The 18,273-nt window shown below is 61.5% G+C and carries 24 protein-coding genes and 2 tRNA genes; 14 read left to right on the forward strand and 12 right to left on the reverse strand.

Features of this window, described 5'->3' with window-relative positions:
- Positions 1-327: 327 nt before the first annotated feature.
- From NLX68_RS04375 to NLX68_RS04385, 3 genes are all read left to right on the forward strand, one after another.
- Positions 328-1,416, forward strand: a complete 1,089-nt coding sequence (locus NLX68_RS04375; protein WP_254282882.1) for an asparaginase — start codon at positions 328-330, stop codon at positions 1,414-1,416.
- A 164-nt stretch (positions 1,417-1,580) separates the two neighbouring features.
- Complete coding sequence (locus NLX68_RS04380) at positions 1,581-1,850, forward strand: DUF1654 domain-containing protein (protein ID WP_026001273.1); 270 nt, start codon at positions 1,581-1,583, stop codon at positions 1,848-1,850.
- Between the two features lie 6 nt (positions 1,851-1,856).
- Positions 1,857-2,549 carry an endonuclease gene (locus tag NLX68_RS04385; RefSeq protein WP_254282884.1) on the forward strand — a complete coding sequence of 231 codons (693 nt, stop codon included), beginning with the start codon at positions 1,857-1,859 and terminating at the stop codon, positions 2,547-2,549.
- Between the two features lie 3 nt (positions 2,550-2,552).
- Here NLX68_RS04385 and NLX68_RS04390 read toward each other — a convergent pair whose 3' ends face one another.
- The 5 genes from NLX68_RS04390 to NLX68_RS04410 form a co-directional block, all read right to left on the reverse strand.
- Positions 2,553-2,978, reverse strand: coding sequence for a bifunctional (p)ppGpp synthetase/guanosine-3',5'-bis(diphosphate) 3'-pyrophosphohydrolase (locus NLX68_RS04390; RefSeq protein ID WP_010222434.1), 426 nt, complete (start codon positions 2,976-2,978; stop codon positions 2,553-2,555).
- Between the two features lie 13 nt (positions 2,979-2,991).
- A complete protein-coding gene (locus NLX68_RS04395) occupies positions 2,992-3,507 on the reverse strand; it encodes a GNAT family N-acetyltransferase (protein ID WP_010222435.1) in 516 nt (171 codons plus the stop codon).
- A gap of 54 nt (positions 3,508-3,561) precedes the next feature.
- Positions 3,562-4,131 carry an SPOR domain-containing protein gene (locus tag NLX68_RS04400; protein WP_254282886.1) on the reverse strand — a complete coding sequence of 190 codons (570 nt, stop codon included), beginning with the start codon at positions 4,129-4,131 and terminating at the stop codon, positions 3,562-3,564.
- A 171-nt stretch (positions 4,132-4,302) separates the two neighbouring features.
- Positions 4,303-4,379: transfer RNA gene (locus NLX68_RS04405), tRNA-Val, on the reverse strand.
- 160 nt (positions 4,380-4,539) lie between these two features.
- A tRNA-Val gene (locus tag NLX68_RS04410) sits at positions 4,540-4,616 on the reverse strand.
- A 186-nt stretch (positions 4,617-4,802) separates the two neighbouring features.
- On the opposite strand from NLX68_RS04410, the gene NLX68_RS04415 reads away from it, so the two are divergent.
- Positions 4,803-6,086, forward strand: a complete 1,284-nt coding sequence (locus NLX68_RS04415; protein WP_254282888.1) for an FAD-binding oxidoreductase — start codon at positions 4,803-4,805, stop codon at positions 6,084-6,086.
- Positions 6,087-6,114: 28 nt separating this feature from the next.
- Here the strand turns inward: NLX68_RS04415 and NLX68_RS04420 are convergent, their stop codons facing one another.
- The gene (locus NLX68_RS04420) at positions 6,115-6,798 is read right to left on the reverse strand and encodes a peptidase C39 family protein (RefSeq protein WP_010222438.1); all 684 of its coding nucleotides are present in this window, start codon (positions 6,796-6,798) and stop codon (positions 6,115-6,117) included.
- 216 nt (positions 6,799-7,014) lie between these two features.
- On the opposite strand from NLX68_RS04420, the gene NLX68_RS04425 reads away from it, so the two are divergent.
- Positions 7,015-7,191 (forward strand): hypothetical protein, encoded by a 177-nt coding sequence (locus NLX68_RS04425; RefSeq protein ID WP_010222439.1) that lies wholly within the window; start codon positions 7,015-7,017, stop codon positions 7,189-7,191.
- 159 nt (positions 7,192-7,350) lie between these two features.
- Here NLX68_RS04425 and NLX68_RS04430 read toward each other — a convergent pair whose 3' ends face one another.
- Positions 7,351-8,100 carry a TerC family protein gene (locus NLX68_RS04430; protein WP_254282890.1) on the reverse strand — a complete coding sequence of 250 codons (750 nt, stop codon included), beginning with the start codon at positions 8,098-8,100 and terminating at the stop codon, positions 7,351-7,353.
- Positions 8,101-8,132: 32 nt separating this feature from the next.
- Positions 8,133-8,375 carry a hypothetical protein gene (locus NLX68_RS04435; protein ID WP_010222442.1) on the reverse strand — a complete coding sequence of 81 codons (243 nt, stop codon included), beginning with the start codon at positions 8,373-8,375 and terminating at the stop codon, positions 8,133-8,135.
- Positions 8,376-8,510: 135 nt separating this feature from the next.
- Between NLX68_RS04435 and nhaR the strand changes: the two genes are divergently transcribed.
- Positions 8,511-9,407: a transcriptional activator NhaR gene (gene nhaR, locus NLX68_RS04440; RefSeq protein ID WP_254282892.1), complete on the forward strand. Its 897-nt coding sequence runs from the start codon at positions 8,511-8,513 to the stop codon at positions 9,405-9,407.
- Here the strand turns inward: nhaR and NLX68_RS04445 are convergent.
- Positions 9,397-10,551 (reverse strand): MFS transporter, encoded by a 1,155-nt coding sequence (locus NLX68_RS04445; RefSeq protein WP_254282894.1) that lies wholly within the window; start codon positions 10,549-10,551, stop codon positions 9,397-9,399. The genes nhaR and NLX68_RS04445 overlap by 11 nt on opposite strands.
- 213 nt (positions 10,552-10,764) lie before the next feature.
- On the opposite strand from NLX68_RS04445, the gene sstT reads away from it, so the two are divergent.
- The gene (sstT, locus tag NLX68_RS04450) at positions 10,765-11,976 is read left to right on the forward strand and encodes a serine/threonine transporter SstT (protein ID WP_254282896.1); all 1,212 of its coding nucleotides are present in this window, start codon (positions 10,765-10,767) and stop codon (positions 11,974-11,976) included.
- 96 nt (positions 11,977-12,072) lie between these two features.
- Positions 12,073-12,717 (forward strand): YceH family protein, encoded by a 645-nt coding sequence (locus NLX68_RS04455; RefSeq protein WP_036996277.1) that lies wholly within the window; start codon positions 12,073-12,075, stop codon positions 12,715-12,717.
- A 239-nt stretch (positions 12,718-12,956) separates the two neighbouring features.
- Here the strand turns inward: NLX68_RS04455 and NLX68_RS04460 are convergent, their stop codons facing one another.
- Positions 12,957-13,775: a shikimate 5-dehydrogenase gene (locus NLX68_RS04460; RefSeq protein ID WP_254282898.1), complete on the reverse strand. Its 819-nt coding sequence runs from the start codon at positions 13,773-13,775 to the stop codon at positions 12,957-12,959.
- 158 nt (positions 13,776-13,933) lie between these two features.
- Here NLX68_RS04460 and NLX68_RS04465 point away from each other — a divergent pair, with 158 nt between their 5' ends.
- The 3 genes from NLX68_RS04465 (at position 13,934) to NLX68_RS04475 (ending at position 15,321) form a co-directional block, all read left to right on the forward strand.
- Positions 13,934-14,284 carry a hypothetical protein gene (locus tag NLX68_RS04465; protein WP_010222450.1) on the forward strand — a complete coding sequence of 117 codons (351 nt, stop codon included), beginning with the start codon at positions 13,934-13,936 and terminating at the stop codon, positions 14,282-14,284.
- Positions 14,285-14,379: 95 nt separating this feature from the next.
- Positions 14,380-14,562, forward strand: coding sequence for a hypothetical protein (locus NLX68_RS04470; RefSeq protein ID WP_254282900.1), 183 nt, complete (start codon positions 14,380-14,382; stop codon positions 14,560-14,562).
- Between the two features lie 147 nt (positions 14,563-14,709).
- Entirely contained in the window at positions 14,710-15,321 is a 612-nt protein-coding gene (locus NLX68_RS04475; RefSeq protein ID WP_254282902.1) for a Gfo/Idh/MocA family oxidoreductase, read from the forward strand.
- Positions 15,322-15,337: 16 nt separating this feature from the next.
- Here the strand turns inward: NLX68_RS04475 and NLX68_RS04480 are convergent, their stop codons facing one another.
- Entirely contained in the window at positions 15,338-15,760 is a 423-nt protein-coding gene (locus NLX68_RS04480; protein WP_254282905.1) for an N-acetyltransferase, read from the reverse strand.
- Between the two features lie 236 nt (positions 15,761-15,996).
- Between NLX68_RS04480 and NLX68_RS04485 the strand changes: the two genes are divergently transcribed.
- The gene (locus NLX68_RS04485) at positions 15,997-16,563 is read left to right on the forward strand and encodes a hypothetical protein (RefSeq protein ID WP_254282907.1); all 567 of its coding nucleotides are present in this window, start codon (positions 15,997-15,999) and stop codon (positions 16,561-16,563) included.
- 15 nt (positions 16,564-16,578) lie between these two features.
- Here NLX68_RS04485 and NLX68_RS04490 read toward each other — a convergent pair whose 3' ends face one another.
- Positions 16,579-16,785 carry a DUF6434 domain-containing protein gene (locus NLX68_RS04490; RefSeq protein WP_254282909.1) on the reverse strand — a complete coding sequence of 69 codons (207 nt, stop codon included), beginning with the start codon at positions 16,783-16,785 and terminating at the stop codon, positions 16,579-16,581.
- A gap of 111 nt (positions 16,786-16,896) precedes the next feature.
- On the opposite strand from NLX68_RS04490, the gene NLX68_RS04495 reads away from it, so the two are divergent.
- Together NLX68_RS04495 and pbpG are read left to right on the forward strand one after the other, a co-directional pair.
- Positions 16,897-17,094 carry a hypothetical protein gene (locus tag NLX68_RS04495; protein ID WP_254282911.1) on the forward strand — a complete coding sequence of 66 codons (198 nt, stop codon included), beginning with the start codon at positions 16,897-16,899 and terminating at the stop codon, positions 17,092-17,094.
- 131 nt (positions 17,095-17,225) lie between these two features.
- On the forward strand, positions 17,226-18,149 hold the full coding sequence (gene pbpG, locus NLX68_RS04500) for a D-alanyl-D-alanine endopeptidase (RefSeq protein WP_026001274.1): 924 nt from the start codon (positions 17,226-17,228) through the stop codon (positions 18,147-18,149).
- Positions 18,150-18,273 lie beyond the last annotated feature (124 nt).

Below are 18,273 nucleotides of genomic sequence, written 5' to 3' on the forward strand. Positions count from 1 at the left end.
CCGGATCTTATGATTTTTATCGGGTCGCAAACGTTTGCGTTAGCTCACTATGAGAACGTCACCCGGTTTTGTCAAATCCGCTGCCGGAGACCACTTGGTCAGTACGTGTAGGAATCATCCTAAAAACAACCGGAAAACCGAACACCTCTTGTACACAATATTCGGAATTCCGAATAGGAAAATGCTCCGTCCGCGCATCACCGACTCTTCTAAGCCCATGAAAAACAATAGAATCAAGATGAAAACCGACGAACGGCAGTTCTGGTATGAAATCTGCTCCCTGTAAGCGCGTTACACAGCAAACTCCAGCCAGAAGAGAAATCAACGATGAAAGCTGCGCTTAATTCCTTCGTTCCGGGCGCTATGGCCCTGCTGCTGTTAATGCCCGCAGGCGTCAACGCCAAGGAAGTCGAAAACCAACAGAAACTCGCCAACGTGGTGATCCTCGCCACCGGCGGCACCATTGCAGGCGCTGGCGCCAGCACCGCCAACAGCGCGACCTACCAGGCCGCCAAAGTCGGTGTCGACAAGCTGATCGCCGGCGTTCCGGAACTGGCCACCCTGGCCAACGTGCGCGGCGAACAAGTGCTGCAAATCGCCTCCGAAAGCATCAGCAACGAAAACCTGCTGCAACTGGGCAAGCGCGTTGCGGAACTGGCCGAGAGCAAGGACGTCGACGGCATCGTCATCACCCACGGTACCGATACCCTGGAAGAGACCGCCTACTTCCTCAACCTGGTCGAAAAAACCGACAAGCCAATCGTCGTGGTCGGTTCCATGCGCCCGGGTACCGCCATGTCGGCTGACGGCATGCTCAACCTGTACAACGCCGTGGCCGTTGCCAGCAACAAGGATTCGCGCGGCAAAGGCGTGCTGGTCACCATGAACGACGAGATTCAGTCGGGCCGTGACGTCAGCAAGGCCGTGAACATCAAGACCGAAGCCTTCAAGAGCCAATGGGGCCCGCTGGGCATGGTCGTGGAAGGTAAATCCTACTGGTTCCGCCTGCCGGCCAAGCGTCACACCGCCGATTCGGAATTCGACATCAAGAAAATCAGCAGCCTGCCTGCCGTGGACATCGCCTACGGCTATGGCAACGTCACCGATACCGCCTACAAGTCGCTGGCACAAAATGGCGCCAAGGCGATCATCCACGCTGGCACCGGCAATGGCTCGGTATCGTCCCGTGTAGCGCCTACCCTGCAGGAACTGCGCAAACAAGGCGTGCAGATCATTCGCTCGTCCCACGTCAATGCTGGCGGCTTCGTGCTGCGCAACGCCGAACAGCCTGACGACAAGAACGACTTCGTCGTCGCCCACGACCTGAACCCGCAAAAAGCCCGCATCCTGGCCATGGTCGCCCTGACCAAGACCCAAGACAGCAAAGAGCTGCAGCGGATCTTCTGGGAATACTGATCCAGTAACCCAAAGCGCTTGCCCGCCCTGTAGGACGGGCAAGCCTGCCTCCCCTACCCTCGCAAAAAATACTTTAAACAGACCGCAGCAAACCACGCGGTTTGCGGTCACATGCGCTCTTTCACCGACGAGCTGTTGCGAAATTGTTTACAGTAAAATACTGTATGCGCATACAGCTAAAAAAGGAACGCTTCGTGGCCACCACTTCCGCCCCTGCCAGCAGTTACGAGCAACTGGGCATCCGCATCCAGAAAATCATCAACGCCCCCACCGCGCAAAAAGCCCGCGCCGCGCTGATCTTCCGCCTGGAGCACGAATCGCCTGAAGACTGGGCGACCCTGCTCGAGGAAATCGCCGAGAACGACAACGTCACCCTCGCCTACCGCGACGACGGTGGCGTGCAGATTTTCTGGGTTGTGCCGAAGGAAGATTGAAAGCGCATGAGATTTCCGGTTTTTGCAGTAGCTTGCCTGTTGTTCAGTGTCACCACCGCCCACGCCGATGCACCACGTACCTTCAGCGAAGCCAAGAAGGTCGCCTGGCGCCTGTATGCACCGCAGTCCACCGAGTTCTACTGCGGCTGCAAGTACACCGGTAACAAGGTCGATTTGCAGGCCTGCGGTTATGTGCCGCGCAAAAATGCCAACCGCGCCTCGCGCATCGAATGGGAGCATATCGTCCCCGCCTGGCAGATCGGCCATCAGCGCCAGTGCTGGCAAAGCGGCGGGCGCAAGAACTGCTCGCGCAACGACAAGGTCTACCAGCGCGCCGAGGCCGACCTGCACAACCTGGTGCCGAGCATTGGCGAGGTCAATGGCGATCGCAGCAACTTCAGCTTCGGCTGGCTGCCCGAGCAGCGCGGGCAATACGGTTCGTGCCTGACCCAGGTGGACTTCAAGGCCAAGAAGGTCATGCCGCGGCCGTCGATTCGCGGGATGATCGCGCGCACCTACTTCTATATGAGCAAGCAGTACAACCTCAAGCTGTCCAAACAGGACCGCCAGCTGTACGAAGCCTGGAACAAGACCTACCCGCCGCAGCCCTGGGAGCGCCAGCGCAACCAACGGGTGGCCTGTGTGATGGGCCACGGCAACGCGTTCGTCGGCCCGGTGAACCTCAGCGCCTGCGGTTGAAGCTCAGGCCAGCGCCTGCAGGTAGGCGCTGGCCTGCTGGTAACGGGCCAGGCGGGCGATGTCGTCGGGGCCGGGAACGGCAATGCGCGACAGGTCGCTGTTGTCGGCAAGATCGGCCAGCTTGACCACCCGCGCCAGCGGATCATCACCGACACGCACAACGAACGCTTCGTAGCTTTCGTCATCGCGCCGGCTTAGCGCCTGCACCGCAGCGAGAATCTTCAGGGCAAAGCCTTCACGGGCCAGGTCCGAGAGCGTCATCGGCGAATCCTCGAGCACGTCGTGGAGCACCGCGACAATGCGCTGCTCGGGCGTCGAGACCCTGAGCATCACCCGCAACGGATGCAGGATATAAGCCGCCCCGCCTTTGTCGTGCTGCCCCTCATGTGCCCTCGCCGCCACCGCAATGGCCCGCTCCAGCGTAGACATATGGCCCTCCTGCTCAGCATTGATGTCGTCGCAGACGCGCCATGCTGTAAACATCGATCAACTCACCGTCACGCATAGCATAGTCAATCAATTGACCTTCCACCGCAAAGCCGAAGCGCTTGTACAAGGCAAGCGCCGGTTGATTGTCGGTGTACACGGTCAACTCGACCCGCTGCAGGCCCATCCAGTTGTCGGCCACCTCCAGCACCGCCTCAAGCAGCCGGCTGCCGACACCCTGGCCTTGCCAGGCGGGCGCCACGCCCATGCCGATCCCGCCACAGTGGGCACGGCGGATGCGGGCGTATTGTTCCAGCGAGCAACTGCCAATGACTTCGCCCTGGTGCAGCGCCACCAGAAACAGCATCCGTTCGTTGTCCAGGCTCAGTCGCTTGCGCCAGATCTCTGCTGACTGGTAAGGCATCTGCAGCACCTGGCGCGCCACCCGCGGGTCGTTGTACAACGCGGTCAGGCCCTCGACATGCTGTTCGGTACAACGCTGCAGGGTAATGGCGGCGGATGAATCACTCATGACGGCTCTCCTTGCGTATGAGCCGCCAGTGTACGAGGCGCTTGAAGCCGCTGGCTAGCGCGGGGCGTCGTGCTGGATGACGATCGAGTCGGTGCCCAGGCGCGCCATGACGTCGGCTTGCTGAGCCTCGGCTTGAGCCTTGTCCGGATAAGGGCCGAGCAGCACCACCGGCTTGCCGTTGCGGTAGACCACCGAGGACGGGATCTGCTTTTCGATCAGGCGTGCGGTCATGTCGCTCAGGGCGCCCATGTTCGCACCCTGGACGATCTCGACATCCCAGCCTTGTGGCGCAGGCTGGTCGGCCGCAGCGTCGGCGGCGCGCTGCAGGTCGGCACCGCCGCACTGCTCACGAATACGCAGGTTGCTGCCCTGCTCGGCGATGATGATTTCATAGCCGCTGGCTTGCTTGAGGGCTACGTAGCTGCGGTACGGCACAAAGGCGCCGGCGTCGTCTTTGCCGCGCACCTGGCCGCAAATGGTGCCTTGCTGGTCGATTCGCACGTTGGCGAACTTGGCTGTCTTGGGGGTCTGCAGGTGTTCGGCCACCTGCTTGTGCACGCCTTCGACTTCGTTCTCGCAACCGGCCAGAGCCAGCACCGCCATTACCACCGCCACTTTGCGCACGCGTCTATCTCCTGAATGCAAGCGGCGGATTTTAGCATTTGCGGGCAGGGCAATGGTTACTATCGACGGCTTGTAACAATGTCTGTGGGAGCTGGCTTTGGGACCGAAATGCAAAAAGGGCGACCCTTGCGGATCGCCCTTTTTGTTACCACACAGCAGTGTGGATTTGTTTGGTAGGCACAATTGGACTCGAACCAACGACCCCCACCATGTCAAGGTGGTGCTCTAACCAACTGAGCTATGTGCCTGCTGTGGGGCGCATAATACGCAGGTCTTTAACCTTCGTAAAGCGAAATTTCATAAAAAAATCAGCAGCTTTGCTTTGCCAGGCAAAATTGCCCAGAAACAAAAAAGGCGACCCTTGCGGATCGCCTTTTTTGTGTACCGCCAGCAGGGGCGGATTTGATTTGGTAGGCACAATTGGACTCGAACCAACGACCCCCACCATGTCAAGGTGGTGCTCTAACCAACTGAGCTATGTGCCTGCTGTGGGGCGCATTCTACGCAATCGACGAACAGTGTCAACTCTTTTTTTAACGCTAAGCCACTGAATAACAAAAGTATTTGCGAAAACCCGGGGTAAAGGATTTTCAACACACGACTAGCGGGTGTTTATTATTATTGATAGCATCGGTACAGTCGTAAAAAATATAAAACAGAGGTTTCGCAGCATGGCCAATACCCCTTACCCTCAGTCCTACTACGCCGCATCGGCCAATCCGGTTCCGCCGCGCCCGGCGCTGCAGGAAGAGGTACAGACCGATGTCTGCGTGATCGGCGCCGGCTACACCGGCTTGTCCAGCGCCCTGTTCCTGCTTGAGAGCGGTTTCAAGGTTACCATGCTCGAAGCCGCCAAGGTCGGTTTCGGCGCCTCGGGCCGTAACGGCGGGCAGATCGTCAACAGCTATAGCCGCGACATTGACGTCATCGAACGCACCGTCGGCCCCAAGCAAGCGCAACTGCTGGGCCACATGGCCTTCGAGGGCGGGCGCATCATCCGTGAGCGCGTGGCCAAATACAACATCCAGTGCGACCTCAAAGACGGTGGCGTATTCGCCGCCCTGACCGCCAAGCAGATGGGCCACCTGGAATCGCAAAAGCGCCTGTGGGAACGCTTCGGCCACACCCAGCTGGAGCTGATGGACCAGAAGCGCATCCGTGAAGTGGTCGACTGCGACCAGTACATCGGCGGCATGCTCGACATGAGCGGCGGCCACATCCACCCGCTGAACCTGGCCCTGGGCGAAGCCGCCGCAGTCGAGTCGCTGGGCGGCAAGATCTACGAGCAATCGCCAGCCATCCGCATCGAGCGCGGCGCCAACCCGGTGGTGCACACCCCACAAGGTAAAGTGCGCGCCAAGTTCATCATCGTTGCCGGTAACGCCTACCTCGGCGGCCTGGTACCGGAGCTGGCGGCCAAGTCGATGCCCTGCGGCACCCAGGTGATCACCACCGAGCCACTGAGCGAAGACCTGGCGCGCAGCCTGCTGCCGCAAGACTACTGCGTCGAAGACTGCAACTACCTGCTCGACTACTACCGCCTGACCGGCGACAAGCGCCTGATCTTCGGCGGTGGCGTGGTGTACGGCGCCCGTGACCCGGCCAACATTGAAGCGATCATCCGCCCGAAAATGCTCAAGGCTTTCCCGCAGCTCAAGGACGTGAAGATCGACTACGCCTGGACCGGCAACTTCCTGCTGACCCTGTCGCGCCTGCCGCAAGTGGGCCGCCTGGGCGACAACATCTATTACTCCCAGGGTTGCAGTGGCCACGGCGTCACCTACACCCACCTGGCGGGCAAGGTGCTGGCCGAAGCCCTGCGTGGCCAGGCCGAGCGTTTCGACGCCTTCGCCGAGCTGCCGCACTACCCATTCCCGGGTGGCCAACTGCTGCGCGTACCGTTCAGCGCCCTGGGCGCCTGGTACTACAGCCTGCGCGACCGCCTGGGCTTCTAAGCTCCCCTGCCCGGCCCGGCCTGCGCCGTCATTGCCCCAGGGCGCTGACGGCCTGCCGGGCCGCTTGTTCCTGGCCCGCCTGGGCCAGGTCATTGGCCGCTTTCAGCCAGCGCTGACGGTCAACCTGGGCCGGCAACTGGCCCGGCTGCTGGAGCAGCACCGCCCAACTCCCCTGCTTTTGCCAGGCTGACTCGAAATCGTCGAATTCCATCAAAAGGCGCCGGTTCGTCCCCGCCCGCAACAACACCCGCTGCTTGTAGCGGTCGTAGCCGACCAGCAAGGCATAGCGCGGCTCGCTCCAGAACGCCGAACCCTCCTGAAAACGCAGCAACACCGGATTGCCCGCCGCCACTTGCGCCAGCAAGGCGTCCAGGCGCGGGTCGAGCGGATAGACGACCATGCCGTACTCGCGGCCAACCCGCTGGATCGAGCCTTCAAGCTTGTCGATGTTGTGCGGCAGGCCCAACGGTTTGTCGAGCAGCCCCGGGGTGATGCGCACCCCCTGTTGCGACAGCAGTGCCGCCAAGGCCATCGACGCACTCTGGTTGGCTTCGCCACGGTAGAACGGTACCGAGCCGATCTCGACCCGTTGCGGCAGGCTTTTAAGCTGGGACGGCGGCTGGCTGGCGCAACCGGCCAGGGCCAGGCTCACCGCGCAGGCAGCCAGCAGGCGCCGTGGGGTGAAGCCGATTAGGGAAGTCAGTGGAGGCATGAACACTCGCTCGATGACGGCCGGCAGCCACTGCCCGGCCCTGAGCGCTGATCATAGGCTGGCCAGCGCCCGGGGTATAGCCCGACGCAGGCTTAGAACAAAGCGGCCCAAGCTGCTAGACCATCGGTCAATAGCCTGCAACATGCAAAGGGCTAGACTGAACAGGTGTCCGCGTGGCGAGCCTTGTTGCCTTGGCGCGGACGTGAGGAGGCAGACATGAGCCTGACAATGGCAATCCTGATGCTGGTCGGCGCCTGGTTGAGCGTCGCTGCCGCCATGCTCTGGGGGGTGTTGCGCATCGCCCGGCGTCACCATCCGCACCATCGTATTCAGCCTGAAGGCAAAGACGCGGTGCCGGTGCGGCGTAGTCGCCGGCATGCCGGGGCGCATTAGAAGCATCGCTGGCAAGCCGGCTCCCACAGGGGGCTTCGGGGAGGCATAAAGCACTGTGGGAGCTGGCTTGCCAGCGATGCAGACACCGCGCAGTCACAAGCACCGCGCCGCCCCCATCGCCGGCAAGGCCGGCTCCCACAGTTTCAACTTCAGCTGTTATCAGCCCTCAACCGCCTCGCGCTTCAAGCGCGCCCGGCGCGACATGATGTTCAGCACTTCGATCGCCGTCGAGAAGGCCATCGCCGCATACACATAACCCTTAGGTACGTGAGCACCGAAACCTTCGGCGATCAGGGTCATGCCGATCATGATCAAGAAGCCCAGGGCCAGCATCACCACGGTCGGGTTGTCGTTGATGAACTTGGCCAGCGGGTCGGCCGCCACCAGCATCACGATCACGGCACTGATCACGGCGATGATCATGATCGGCAGGTGCTCGGTCATGCCCACGGCGGTGATGATGCTGTCGATCGAGAAGACGATGTCCAGCACCAGGATCTGACCGATCGCCGCGGCAAAGCCCAGGGTGATGGTCGAAGACGCCTTGGCTTCAGCCTGGGCACGCGGGTCGACACTCTCGTGGATTTCCTTGGTCGCTTTCCACAGCAGGAACAGGCCACCGGCGACGAGGATCATGTCCTTCCAGGAGAAGGTATGGCCGAACACATCGACCACCGGCTCGGTGAGCTGGACGATCCAGGCCACGGTGCTGAGCAGGCCCAGGCGCATCACCAGCGCCATGCTGATACCAATGCGCCGCGCCTTGGAGCGGTAGGCCTCAGGCAACTTGTTGGTCAGGATCGAGATGAAGATCAGGTTGTCGATACCGAGGACGATCTCCATGGCCACCAGGGTGGCCAGGGCGACCCAGGCGGTCGGGCTTGCAGCGAGTTCCAACAAGTATTCCATGAATCAAATCCTGCATCGGGGTAAGGGGTGGGTCAGATGTCCTGGGCGCTGGCGTCGCGCTCGGGTTTACCGGCCTTGTCGCTGCCTTCGGAGCCGGTGGCTTCGCTCAGGGCCTGCTGGGCGGCTTCGTTGGTTTTGTCGATGGCCTCCTTGGCCGACTCCGCCGCCTGGTTGAGCATCTGCTGGGCGGACTTTTCCGCCTGCTCGCAACCGCTCATGGCCAGCAGGGCCAGCAGCAACACCAGGGGTGTACCGATGGATTTGACGTGCAGCATCTGTGGATCTCCGTGCAATTGATCGGTGCTCATTCAGGGGCACCGTGATGGCAAGGGATTCTAAAGAGACGAATACATCAGGAAAATTCGTATTTTCAGCGGTTATACTTCGGTTTTTACGAATCGGGAATCAGCATGCTCAATTACCGGCAACTGCATTACTTCTGGGTGGTGGCCAAGACCGGCAGCATCGTGCGCGCCTGCGAGCAACTGAACCTGACCCCACAAACCATCAGCGGGCAGATCACCCTGCTTGAACACACCTATGGCATCGAGTTGTTTCGCCGGGTCGGGCGCCAGCTGGAACTGACTGAGAGCGGCCGGCAAACCCTGGCCTACGCCGAACAGATGTTCCAGATTGGCGGTGAGCTGGAGGCGATGCTGCGGGCCCGGCCGGATGAACAGCAGATCCTGTTTCGGGTCGGGGTGGCGGATGTGGTGCCCAAGTCCATCGTCTATCGCCTGCTGGCGCCGACCATGGACATGGAAGACGCCCTGCGCCTGAGCTGCCGTGAAGACAAACTCGAGCGCTTGCTGGCGGACCTGGCGATCCAGCGCCTGGACCTGGTGATTTCCGACAGCCCGATGCCCAGCCACCTGGACATCAAGGGCTACAGCCAGAAGCTCGGTGAATGCGGGATCAGCTTTTTTGCCACGCCCGCACTGGCCGAACAGTACGGGCGTACCTTCCCGGCCTGCCTGCAACACGCGCCGCTGCTGATCCCCGGCCAGGAAACCGTGGTGCGCAGCCGCCTGCTGCGCTGGTTCGCCGAACAGCAACTGCAGCCGCGAATCGTCGGCGAGTTCGACGACAGCGCCTTGATGCAGGCTTTCGGCCAATCCGGCAGCGGCATTTTCATCGCCCCCAGCGTGATTGCCGACGAGGTGTGCAAGCAGTACGGCGTCGAACTGATCGGCCAGACCGACGCGGTCAACGAGTCGTTCTATGCCATTTCGGTGGAGCGCAAGGTCAAGCACCCGGGCATTGTCGCCATCACCGAAGGCGCCCGACGCCAGTTGTTCAACTGGTAACTGTTTGCAGGCGTGGGCTCATCAACCCCAGCGCCAGCAGCACCGACAGGCCGATGAGGATAGCGGCGGTGTAACCGAGGTTGGCCAGGCCCAGGGTGTCGATCACCCGCCCGCCAATCACCGCGCCCAGGCCAATGCCCAGGTTGGCCCCGGCGATGTTCAGCGATGCGGCAAAGGCCGGGGCCTGGGGCGCGGCCTTGATCAACCGCACATGGCTGACCAGGAACAGCGCCGCCTGGGTCATGCCCCAGATCCCCAGCGCCAGACCCAACCCGTACACCGTATGGATCGCCGGGACCACGGCAATCATGCCGACCATCATCAGCGCACAGAAAGCAGCCGAGGCTTTCAACGGATGACGATCGACCGCGCGACCGCCCAGGCTGTTGCCGATCAAGCCGACTGCACCAAAGCCCATCAGGCACCAGCCGACCAGCGCGCCGTCAAAGCCGGCCAGGCGCTCGAGCATGTCGGCCAGGTAGGTGTAGGCGGTGAACATGCCGCTGAACACCAGCACCGAGAGCAGCACATGGCCTTGCAGCAGGCGGCTGCGCAGGATGCCAAACTGGCCAAGCAGTGAAGTGGCCTGGTTATGCCGGGGCGTGCGCGGCAGGTAGACGTACAGCAGCAAGGCCTTGGCCAGGGCCAGCAGCGCCAGCACCGCAAAGGCCGCGCGCCAACCCAGGGCATCGCCGATCAGGGTGCCGACCGGAATGCCGAACACCGTGGCGCAGACCACGCCAAAGCTGATCTTGGAGATGGCCCGGCCGGCATAGGCCGGGCCGACGATATCCACCGCCGTCTCACTGGCCAAGGCCCAGAACACCGGCAAACCCAGCGCCGGGACCAGACGCGCCACGCCCATCACATAGAGGTTGTCAGCGATGGCAGCCAGGGCATTGGACGCCGCGAACACCAGCAAAATGCCAACAAACAGCCGCTTGCGCTCGAATCGCGCCGCCCAGGCGGTGAGGAACGGGCCAAAGCAGGCCACGGTGAAGGCGAACAGGGTCACCAGCAGGCCCGCCTGAGACACGCTGACCTCAAGGTCGCGGGCAATACCCGGCAGCAGGCCGACGATGACAAACTCGGTGGTCAACACAGTGAAGCCGGCCGCAGCCAGCAACAGGATGGGCAATAACATCTACACTCCGCAGCTGAACAAAAACGGCCAAGGCCGTTTATAAAGGGCGCGCATACTACACGCCCGCCCTACCGTCTGACACAGCGCAAATACCAAATGTGCCCTGCTGTGCTAAAGTCGCGCCCTTTTTCTCGGCCCTGCCCTGCCAGGTGCCCCATGCTCCAGCGCCGTGGTTCGCCCGCCGCCCCTGAACAAAACAGAGAAACACCTGCCATGACCCCTGTTCTAAACCTGTTGAACCGCACCAGCCTGGTGGTCCAGATCATGATCGGCCTCGTCGCCGGCATTGCCCTGGCCATGTTCGCCCCTGCCACCGCAGCAAGCCTCGGTTTTGTCGGCAAGGTCTTCGTCTCCGCCCTCAAGGCGGTGGCGCCGGTCCTGGTGTTCATCCTGGTCATGGCCTCGATCGCCAATCATCGTCACGGCACTGAAACCCATATTCGCCCGATCCTGGTGTTGTACCTGTTCGGCACCTTCGCCGCTGCCGTGGTTGCGGTAATCGCCAGCATGGCCTTCCCCTCAAGCCTCGCGCTGAACACCTCGGACGTCGCCCTGAGCGCACCCGGCGGTATCGCCGAAGTGCTGCAAAGCCTGCTGCTGAGCGTGGTCGATAACCCGGTGAGCGCGCTGATGAACGCCAACTTCATCGGCATCCTGGCCTGGGCCATCGGCCTCGGCGTGGCCATTCGGCATGCCGGGGAAACCACGCGGACGGTGGTCGCCGACCTGTCCAACGGAGTGACCTTGATCGTGCGCGTGGTGATTCGTTTCGCGCCGCTGGGGATTTTCGGCCTGGTCGCCTCGACCCTGGCACAATCCGGGCTCGACGCCCTGCTTGGTTACCTGCACCTGCTGGCGGTGCTGATCGGCTGCATGCTGTTCGTGGCGCTGGTGATCAACCCGATCATCGTGTTCTGGAAGATCCGTCGCAACCCTTTCCCGCTGGTGCTGCTGTGCCTGCGTGAAAGCGGCATCACGGCCTTCTTTACCCGCAGCTCGGCAGCCAACATTCCGGTGAACATGGCCCTGAGCGAAAAACTCGGCCTGCACGAAGACACCTACTCGGTATCCATTCCGCTGGGCGCGACCATCAACATGGCCGGTGCGGCAATCACCATCACCGTACTGACCCTGTCCGCCGTGCACACCCTGGGCATTGCCGTCGACATCCCGACCGCGATCCTGCTCAGCGTCGTCGCGGCCGTGTGCGCCTGTGGCGCTTCGGGTGTGGCCGGTGGTTCGCTTCTGTTGATCCCGCTGGCCTGCAGCCTGTTCGGTATCCCCAGCGAGATCGCCATGCAGGTGGTGGCCGTCGGCTTCATCATCGGTGTGCTGCAGGACTCGGCGGAAACCGCGCTGAACTCCTCCACCGACGTCTTGTTTACCGCCGCGGCCTGCCTGGCCGAGGAACGCCAGGCCGCCTGAGCCTGAACAGCAGCCGGTGCGTCCTGCACCGGCTGCTTGTGTTTTACCCTGTTGCGCACCTAGGCTAGAGGCCTTTCTTCGCATAGAGACAGGGCCATGTCCGCCGAACACCAAACCTCTTCCGACGCGCGTTTCAGCAGCAGCGAAATCCGCGTGCTCGGTTCGCTGATCGAAAAACAGGCCACCAGCCCGGAAACCTACCCGCTGACCCTCAACGCCCTGGTCCTGGCCTGCAACCAGAAGACCAGCCGGGAGCCGGTGATGAACCTCAGCCAGGGCCAGGTCGGCCAGGCCCTGCGCGCACTGGAAGGCCAGGGCCTGACCCGCCTGCAGATGGGCAGCCGCGCCGACCGCTGGGAGCAGCGCGTGGACAAGGCCCTGGAGCTGGTGCCGGCGCAGGTGACCCTGCTCGGGCTGATGTTCCTGCGCGGGCCGCAGACCGTTAACGAACTGCTGACCCGCAGCAACCGCATGCATGAGTTCGAAGATGCCGAGCAGGTCGTGCACCAGCTCGAACGCCTGATCGCCCGCGGTTTCGCCCTGCACTTGCCGCGCCAGGCCGGGCAGCGTGAGGATCGTTATACCCATGCGTTGGGGGATCCGGCCGAGATCGAGGCGATTCTGGCGGCGCGTCAGCAAGGGCCGGAGCGCTCGGCTGGTGGCGCAGTGTCACTGGAGCGGATCGAAGCGCTGGAAGCGCGGATTGCAGCGCTGGAAGAGCGATTGGCGCAGTTCGAGTAAACCCGGGGCTGCTTTGCAGCCCATCGCTGGCAAAGCCAGCTCCCACAGGGTTCAGTGCCAACAGATCCATTGTGGCAAGCCAGCTCCCACAGGGTTCAGTGCCAATAGATCCATTGTGGCAAACCAACTCCCACAGGGTTTGGTGCCCATAGATCCATTGTGGCAAATCAACTCCCACAGGGTTTGGTGTACACGGATCCACTGTGGGAGCCGGCCTTGCCGGCGATGGGGCCTACGCGCTACCCGCGGGCAAACGCCACCGCCCACGCCACCTGCTCCGCCGTGGGCCGCACCCCGGTGTACAGCACAAACTGCTCCAGCGCCTGCAAGGCAATGACCTCAAGCCCGGTAATCACCGGTTTGCCCAAGCGCTGGGCCTCGACGATCAATGGCGTCAACGCCGGCATCGCCACCACATCGAACACCCGCTGCGCCGCCGCAATTGCCTCGGGGGTAAATGCCAGCTGGTCGGCCTCGACACCACCGGCCATGCCAATCGGCGTGACATTCACCAACATCGGCGGGCACAGGTCGCCCAGCGTCGCCTGCCAGCGATAACCGCAACTGTCGGCCAACTGCCGCCCTGCCTGCTCATTGCGGGCGACGATGATGCCCTGGGTAAAGCCCGCATCACGCAAGGCACTGGCCACCGCCTTGGCCATGCCGCCGCTGCCGCGCAAGGCGAAGGCGGTAGAAGGGTAGACCTGGTGCTGCTCGAGCAATTGGCGCACGGCCAGGTAATCGGTGTTGTAGGCCTTGAGGTGACCGTCGGTGTTGACGATGGTATTGATCGACTCGATCGCCGCCGCCGACGGGTCGATTTCATCGACCAGGGCCATGCAGGCTTGCTTGTACGGCATCGATACACCGCAGCCACGAATGCCCAGGGCACGAATGCCACCGACCGCCGCCGGCAGGTCCTGGGTGGTCATGGCCTTGTAGTAATAATCCAGCCCCAGCTGCTGATACAGATGGTTATGAAAACGCACACCAAAGGTGCCCGGACGCCCGGCCAGCGAGATGCACAGCACGGTGTCTTTGCCTGGAACAACAGCCATTGAGTTCTCCCCTTCGAGCAAGCCGGCATTATGCCCAAATTCGCCGCCGACCACTGATCGGCTCTTACATAACCTTTACTCAGAAGCTGTGTGATTTTCGCAATTCCCGCAGTCTTATAAGTATCCCCGGCGTCGGGGTTGTTCTGTGAGGAATGGCTATGAACCGTCATGTTCCGATAATCGCCCTGCTGGTCGGCGCCCTGGCCGCCAGCGGGCAGGCAGCCGCCCATGGCGGTGGTGGTGGCCATTACCGGGTGGCGCCGCTGATTGGAGCGGCGGTGGTCGGTGCCGTGGTGGGTTCGGCGTTCTACGGCGGCCGCGACCGCACGGTCTATGTCGAACGCCAACCGGTGTACTACGGGCCGCCTCCGGTCTACATGCAGCCACCGCCACCGGTCTATTACCAGCCGTACCCGGTGGTCGAGCGCTACGTGCCGGTACCGCCGCCCTATTACCGCGAGCGTTACTATGGGCCGCCGCCGGTGTATTACGGGCCGCCGCGCTGGTGAAGAAATACCGCTGATGATCACTATCGAGCGCGTTGATTTCAACCGCTGCGCACTGGACGTTAAGGTAGGCCCATGATTCACGGGAGGACTCCCCCATGGCCCCTATCAACATCATGTCCGTCATCGGCAGCGCTGTCCCCGCCTCGCTCAGGGAGCTGGGCCTGCTGGCCTGCTGGTATCTGGTGCGCAATGGCGAACAGATCTCCGGGCCCTTGCCCTCGCTGCCCGCCACCCAGGCCCTCGCCGACCGGCTGGAAGGCCCTGGCCTGCAAGCCTGAGGGCCGCCAAGGTTTTATCGTGCGTTGCTCCGCACAGCCCCTTGCCCCGCCCTTTGGCGGGGCTTTTTATGCGCGGTCGATCCGTTGGCCGGGGATTGTTATCATCGCCCGACGTTGAATGAGCAGGCACGCAATCGGGACGTCGTCATGAAGGTAATCAACTGGGGAATGATCGGCTGCGGCAGCGTTGCCGAACGCAAGAGTAGCCCGGCCTTCTACAAGGCGCCGGGGTCGGCGCTGGTGGCGGTGATGGGCCGGCGCCCCGCCGCTGCCCAGGACTATGCCACGTGCCATGGCATCGCCAAGGTTTACAGCGATGCGGCGCAGTTGATTGCCGACCTCGCCAGCCATGGCCTGGACCTGTTCCAGTACCTGCTCGGCGACATCGTCGACGTCACCGGCTGCAGCGCCCGCCAGGCCGGCCTGTATGCCGCCGAAGACGCCGTGGCGGCCAGTTGGCGTTTCGCCAATGGCGCGTTGGGCACGGGCTGCTGGAGCTTCGTCGCCGACCGCCGCGAGGACCGTGTCGATATCATCGGCAGCAAAGGCCGGATCGGCTTTTCAGTGTTCGACGAGTACCCGGTGCGCCTGGACGCCGACGAGCAGCTCAGCCTGCAGATCGCCAACCCCGAACATATCCAGTGGCATCACGTACTGGGCATGAATGCGCATATTCGCGGTACGGCCAGGCACCCGGCAGTCGCAGCACAAGCGCTGAAGACCGACTGGGTGATGGATCGGATTCTGGGCCGCCAATGATCGTTTTTCACCGGTCTCAGAGCAGCTTTCGCATGAAGTAGCGGGTATGCCCCGGTGGATAGTCGGCGAGCTCACCAAAAACAGTAAAACCGAGCGTGCGGTAAAACGCCGGCGCCTGGAAGCTGAAGGTGTCCAGCCAGATACCGGTACAGCCCGCGCTTCGTGCCTGCGCTTCGGCGCAGGTCATCAACCGCCGTCCCACGCCCTGGCCGCGCAAGGTTTCGGGCACGCTAAGCAGCTCGATGAACATCCAGCCGGCGGAAATCCTGCCGTACAAACCACCACTGGCATCACCACCGTGAGGGTCGCGCAGCAACCAGGCGACGGTTTGCACGTGGGGTTCGCCGGCCTGGCTGATGTTGTAGGCGCGCAGTGGCTTGAGGATTGCTTCTCGGTGCTGCTCGGTGGGGCTGCTGGTGAACTCGATGTTGGCGGTCATGAAGAGGTCGTCCGGTTGACCAAAGAAGGTCAGGACAATAACAAATGCGCACCGAGAGAGAGAAGCTCACGGGTAGATCCAGCCCCGTCAGCTTGGCAAGCGCTGGCTGAAAGCAAACGGCTCCAGATGGGTGGCTGGGTCGGCAACTTGTTGATGCAAGCAATAATATGTATCATTTAGTTTCACATAAAGGGTGCGAGGGAGTGCATTGCCCACATAAAAATAAGGTCCAGGTAATGCTCAAAATGCTACTCGTGTATGGTCATCTGATTGCCACCTGTATTGCTCTGGGGAGGGTGTTACAGGCTGATCAAAAGCTATGGCGCTGGCGCAAGGATGTGTTGAGCCAGGTGCAGCGTGAGTATCTCGAAGAGACTCAAAAAATCGTCACGCTCGCATTACTGGCACTTTGGGGAAGCGGCATGCTGCTGGTGCTCCAGGGTTACCTCTATGAGGGGAGCGCGTATCTGCTCAATCAAAAGCTCTGGGCCAAGGTGAGCGTTGTTGCGCTGCTTAGTCTCAATGGCGCTTTGTTGCACCGGATGGGTTTCCCACTGCTGCAAAAAACTCCTTTTGTCTTGCTACACAACTCTGCCCGCACTCGCCTTGCTCTTTTGGGTGCTCTCTCTATGAGCGGCTGGCTATTTGCCGCTTTCTTGGGGGTAGCTCGAGCATGGAATCACGTCCTTCCTTACTTGCATGCAATGGGTGCTTTTACGCTGTTCTCGTTGGTTGCCTGTGTAGTGGCGCTGATAGCCGCCAGCGCAACAGGCAGCATGATGACAAGGTTGACGAGACCCTGAAATGTGCCCCTCAGATCAACGGTGAGTGCGAGTCCACTCATCCGCCACTTCACCCATCGTCAAGGGCGCGCCACTCTTAATCCAGGCCATGAATGCTCGATCGAACGTGAACGACGCCCCGCATTCGCCGGTGAGGAACTGCCGGACCTTCTGCGTATTGCGGTAGTTTTTGTCCAGCGGGGTGGTACGTGTGATGGGGCCAGCGTGCCAGTCGAAGATCATTTCCATTCCTTTGGTGATGTAAATCGTTAGTCACATGAGTGCGAGCCTAGCAGTACCCGCTGTTCGGTTCACTACTGCATCCTATCGTGGCGCGCAACCCGAGGATTCACCATGGACGATCAGCATAAGAAAATCACCGGATATCGCGACCCGAGCCAGTCTGAAATCGGCGGCATGAATTCGATCAAGGTCCTGGAGGCGGATGCCGGTGAAGGGTGGGCATTTCGCCTTGGTCGGGGCTCACCTCACCGACCTAAATCGAGCACGCTGGAAAGCCAGCTAATGGGTACAAAATGGGTACGGGATTAAATCTTTTTCATGTTCCGCCCAACGGATGCAGGGCAATCGACAGGATCTGAGCCATACTCCAGAATGCAGCGGTTTTTTGGGGGAAAACCCTTGCACAGCCAACGACATAACAACTTTTAGTGAGCCTCAACGTGAAAACTTCCCTTTCGATTCTTAGCCTGCTCCTGTTGCTCACAGGTACTGCGACTGTCACGTCGACCGCTGCTGCTCAACCCCCGGCCCAGCAACAACGCGATCCGGCGAAATTGCGCCTGGCCTCCGGCAGTGCCCTGCTGATCGACCTGCAAACCAACAAGGTGCTCTACGCCAACAACCCCGACCGGGTTGTCCCCATCGCCTCGGTGACCAAGCTGATGACCGGCATGGTGGTGCTCGACGCCAAGCAGAACATGGACGAGATGCTCACGGTCACCATCGCCCAGAACAAGGAAATGAAAGGGGTGTACTCGCGGGTCAAGCTGGGCAGCCAGCTCAACCGCAAGGACATGCTGCTGATCACCCTGATGTCGTCGGAAAACCGCGCCGCCTCGACCCTGGCGCACAACTACCCGGGTGGCTACAACGCGTTCATCAAGGCGATGAACGCCAAGGCCAAGGTGCTGGGCATGAGCCATACCCGCTACGTGGAACCCACTGGCCTGTCGATCAACAACGTGTCCACCGCCCGTGACCTCAGCAAGCTGCTGATGGCCGCGCGCAACTACCCGCTGCTGAGCCAGTTGAGCACTACCCGCGAGCAGACCGTGGCGTTTCGCAAGCCCAACTACACCCTGGGCTTTCGCAACACCGACCACCTGGTCAACAAGAGCAATTGGGACATCAAGCTGACCAAGACCGGCTTCACCAATGATGCCGGCCACTGTCTGGTGCTGTTGACCAAGATGGACAACCGCCCGGTGGCCATGGTGATTCTCGATGCCTTCGGCAAGTACACCCACTTTGCCGACGCCAGCCGCATGCGCCAGTGGCTGGAGACCGGCAGCACCAAGCCGGCTCCGGCGGTGGCCATGCGCTACAAGTCCGAGCGCAGCCAGGACCGTCAGTTGGCTGACTGAACACAAAAGGGCCTGTGTATGTACAGGCCCTTTTGTGTGGCTCTTCACGGGATCCTGTGGGCTATGATCCTTGGGTTGGTTTGGGTTGTTTTTGAAGCTGCGAGCTTATCCATTCTGTGTGGCG

Source organism: Pseudomonas sp. SBB6 (assembly GCF_024213215.1).
Classification (GTDB): domain Bacteria; phylum Pseudomonadota; class Gammaproteobacteria; order Pseudomonadales; family Pseudomonadaceae; genus Aquipseudomonas; species Aquipseudomonas donghuensis.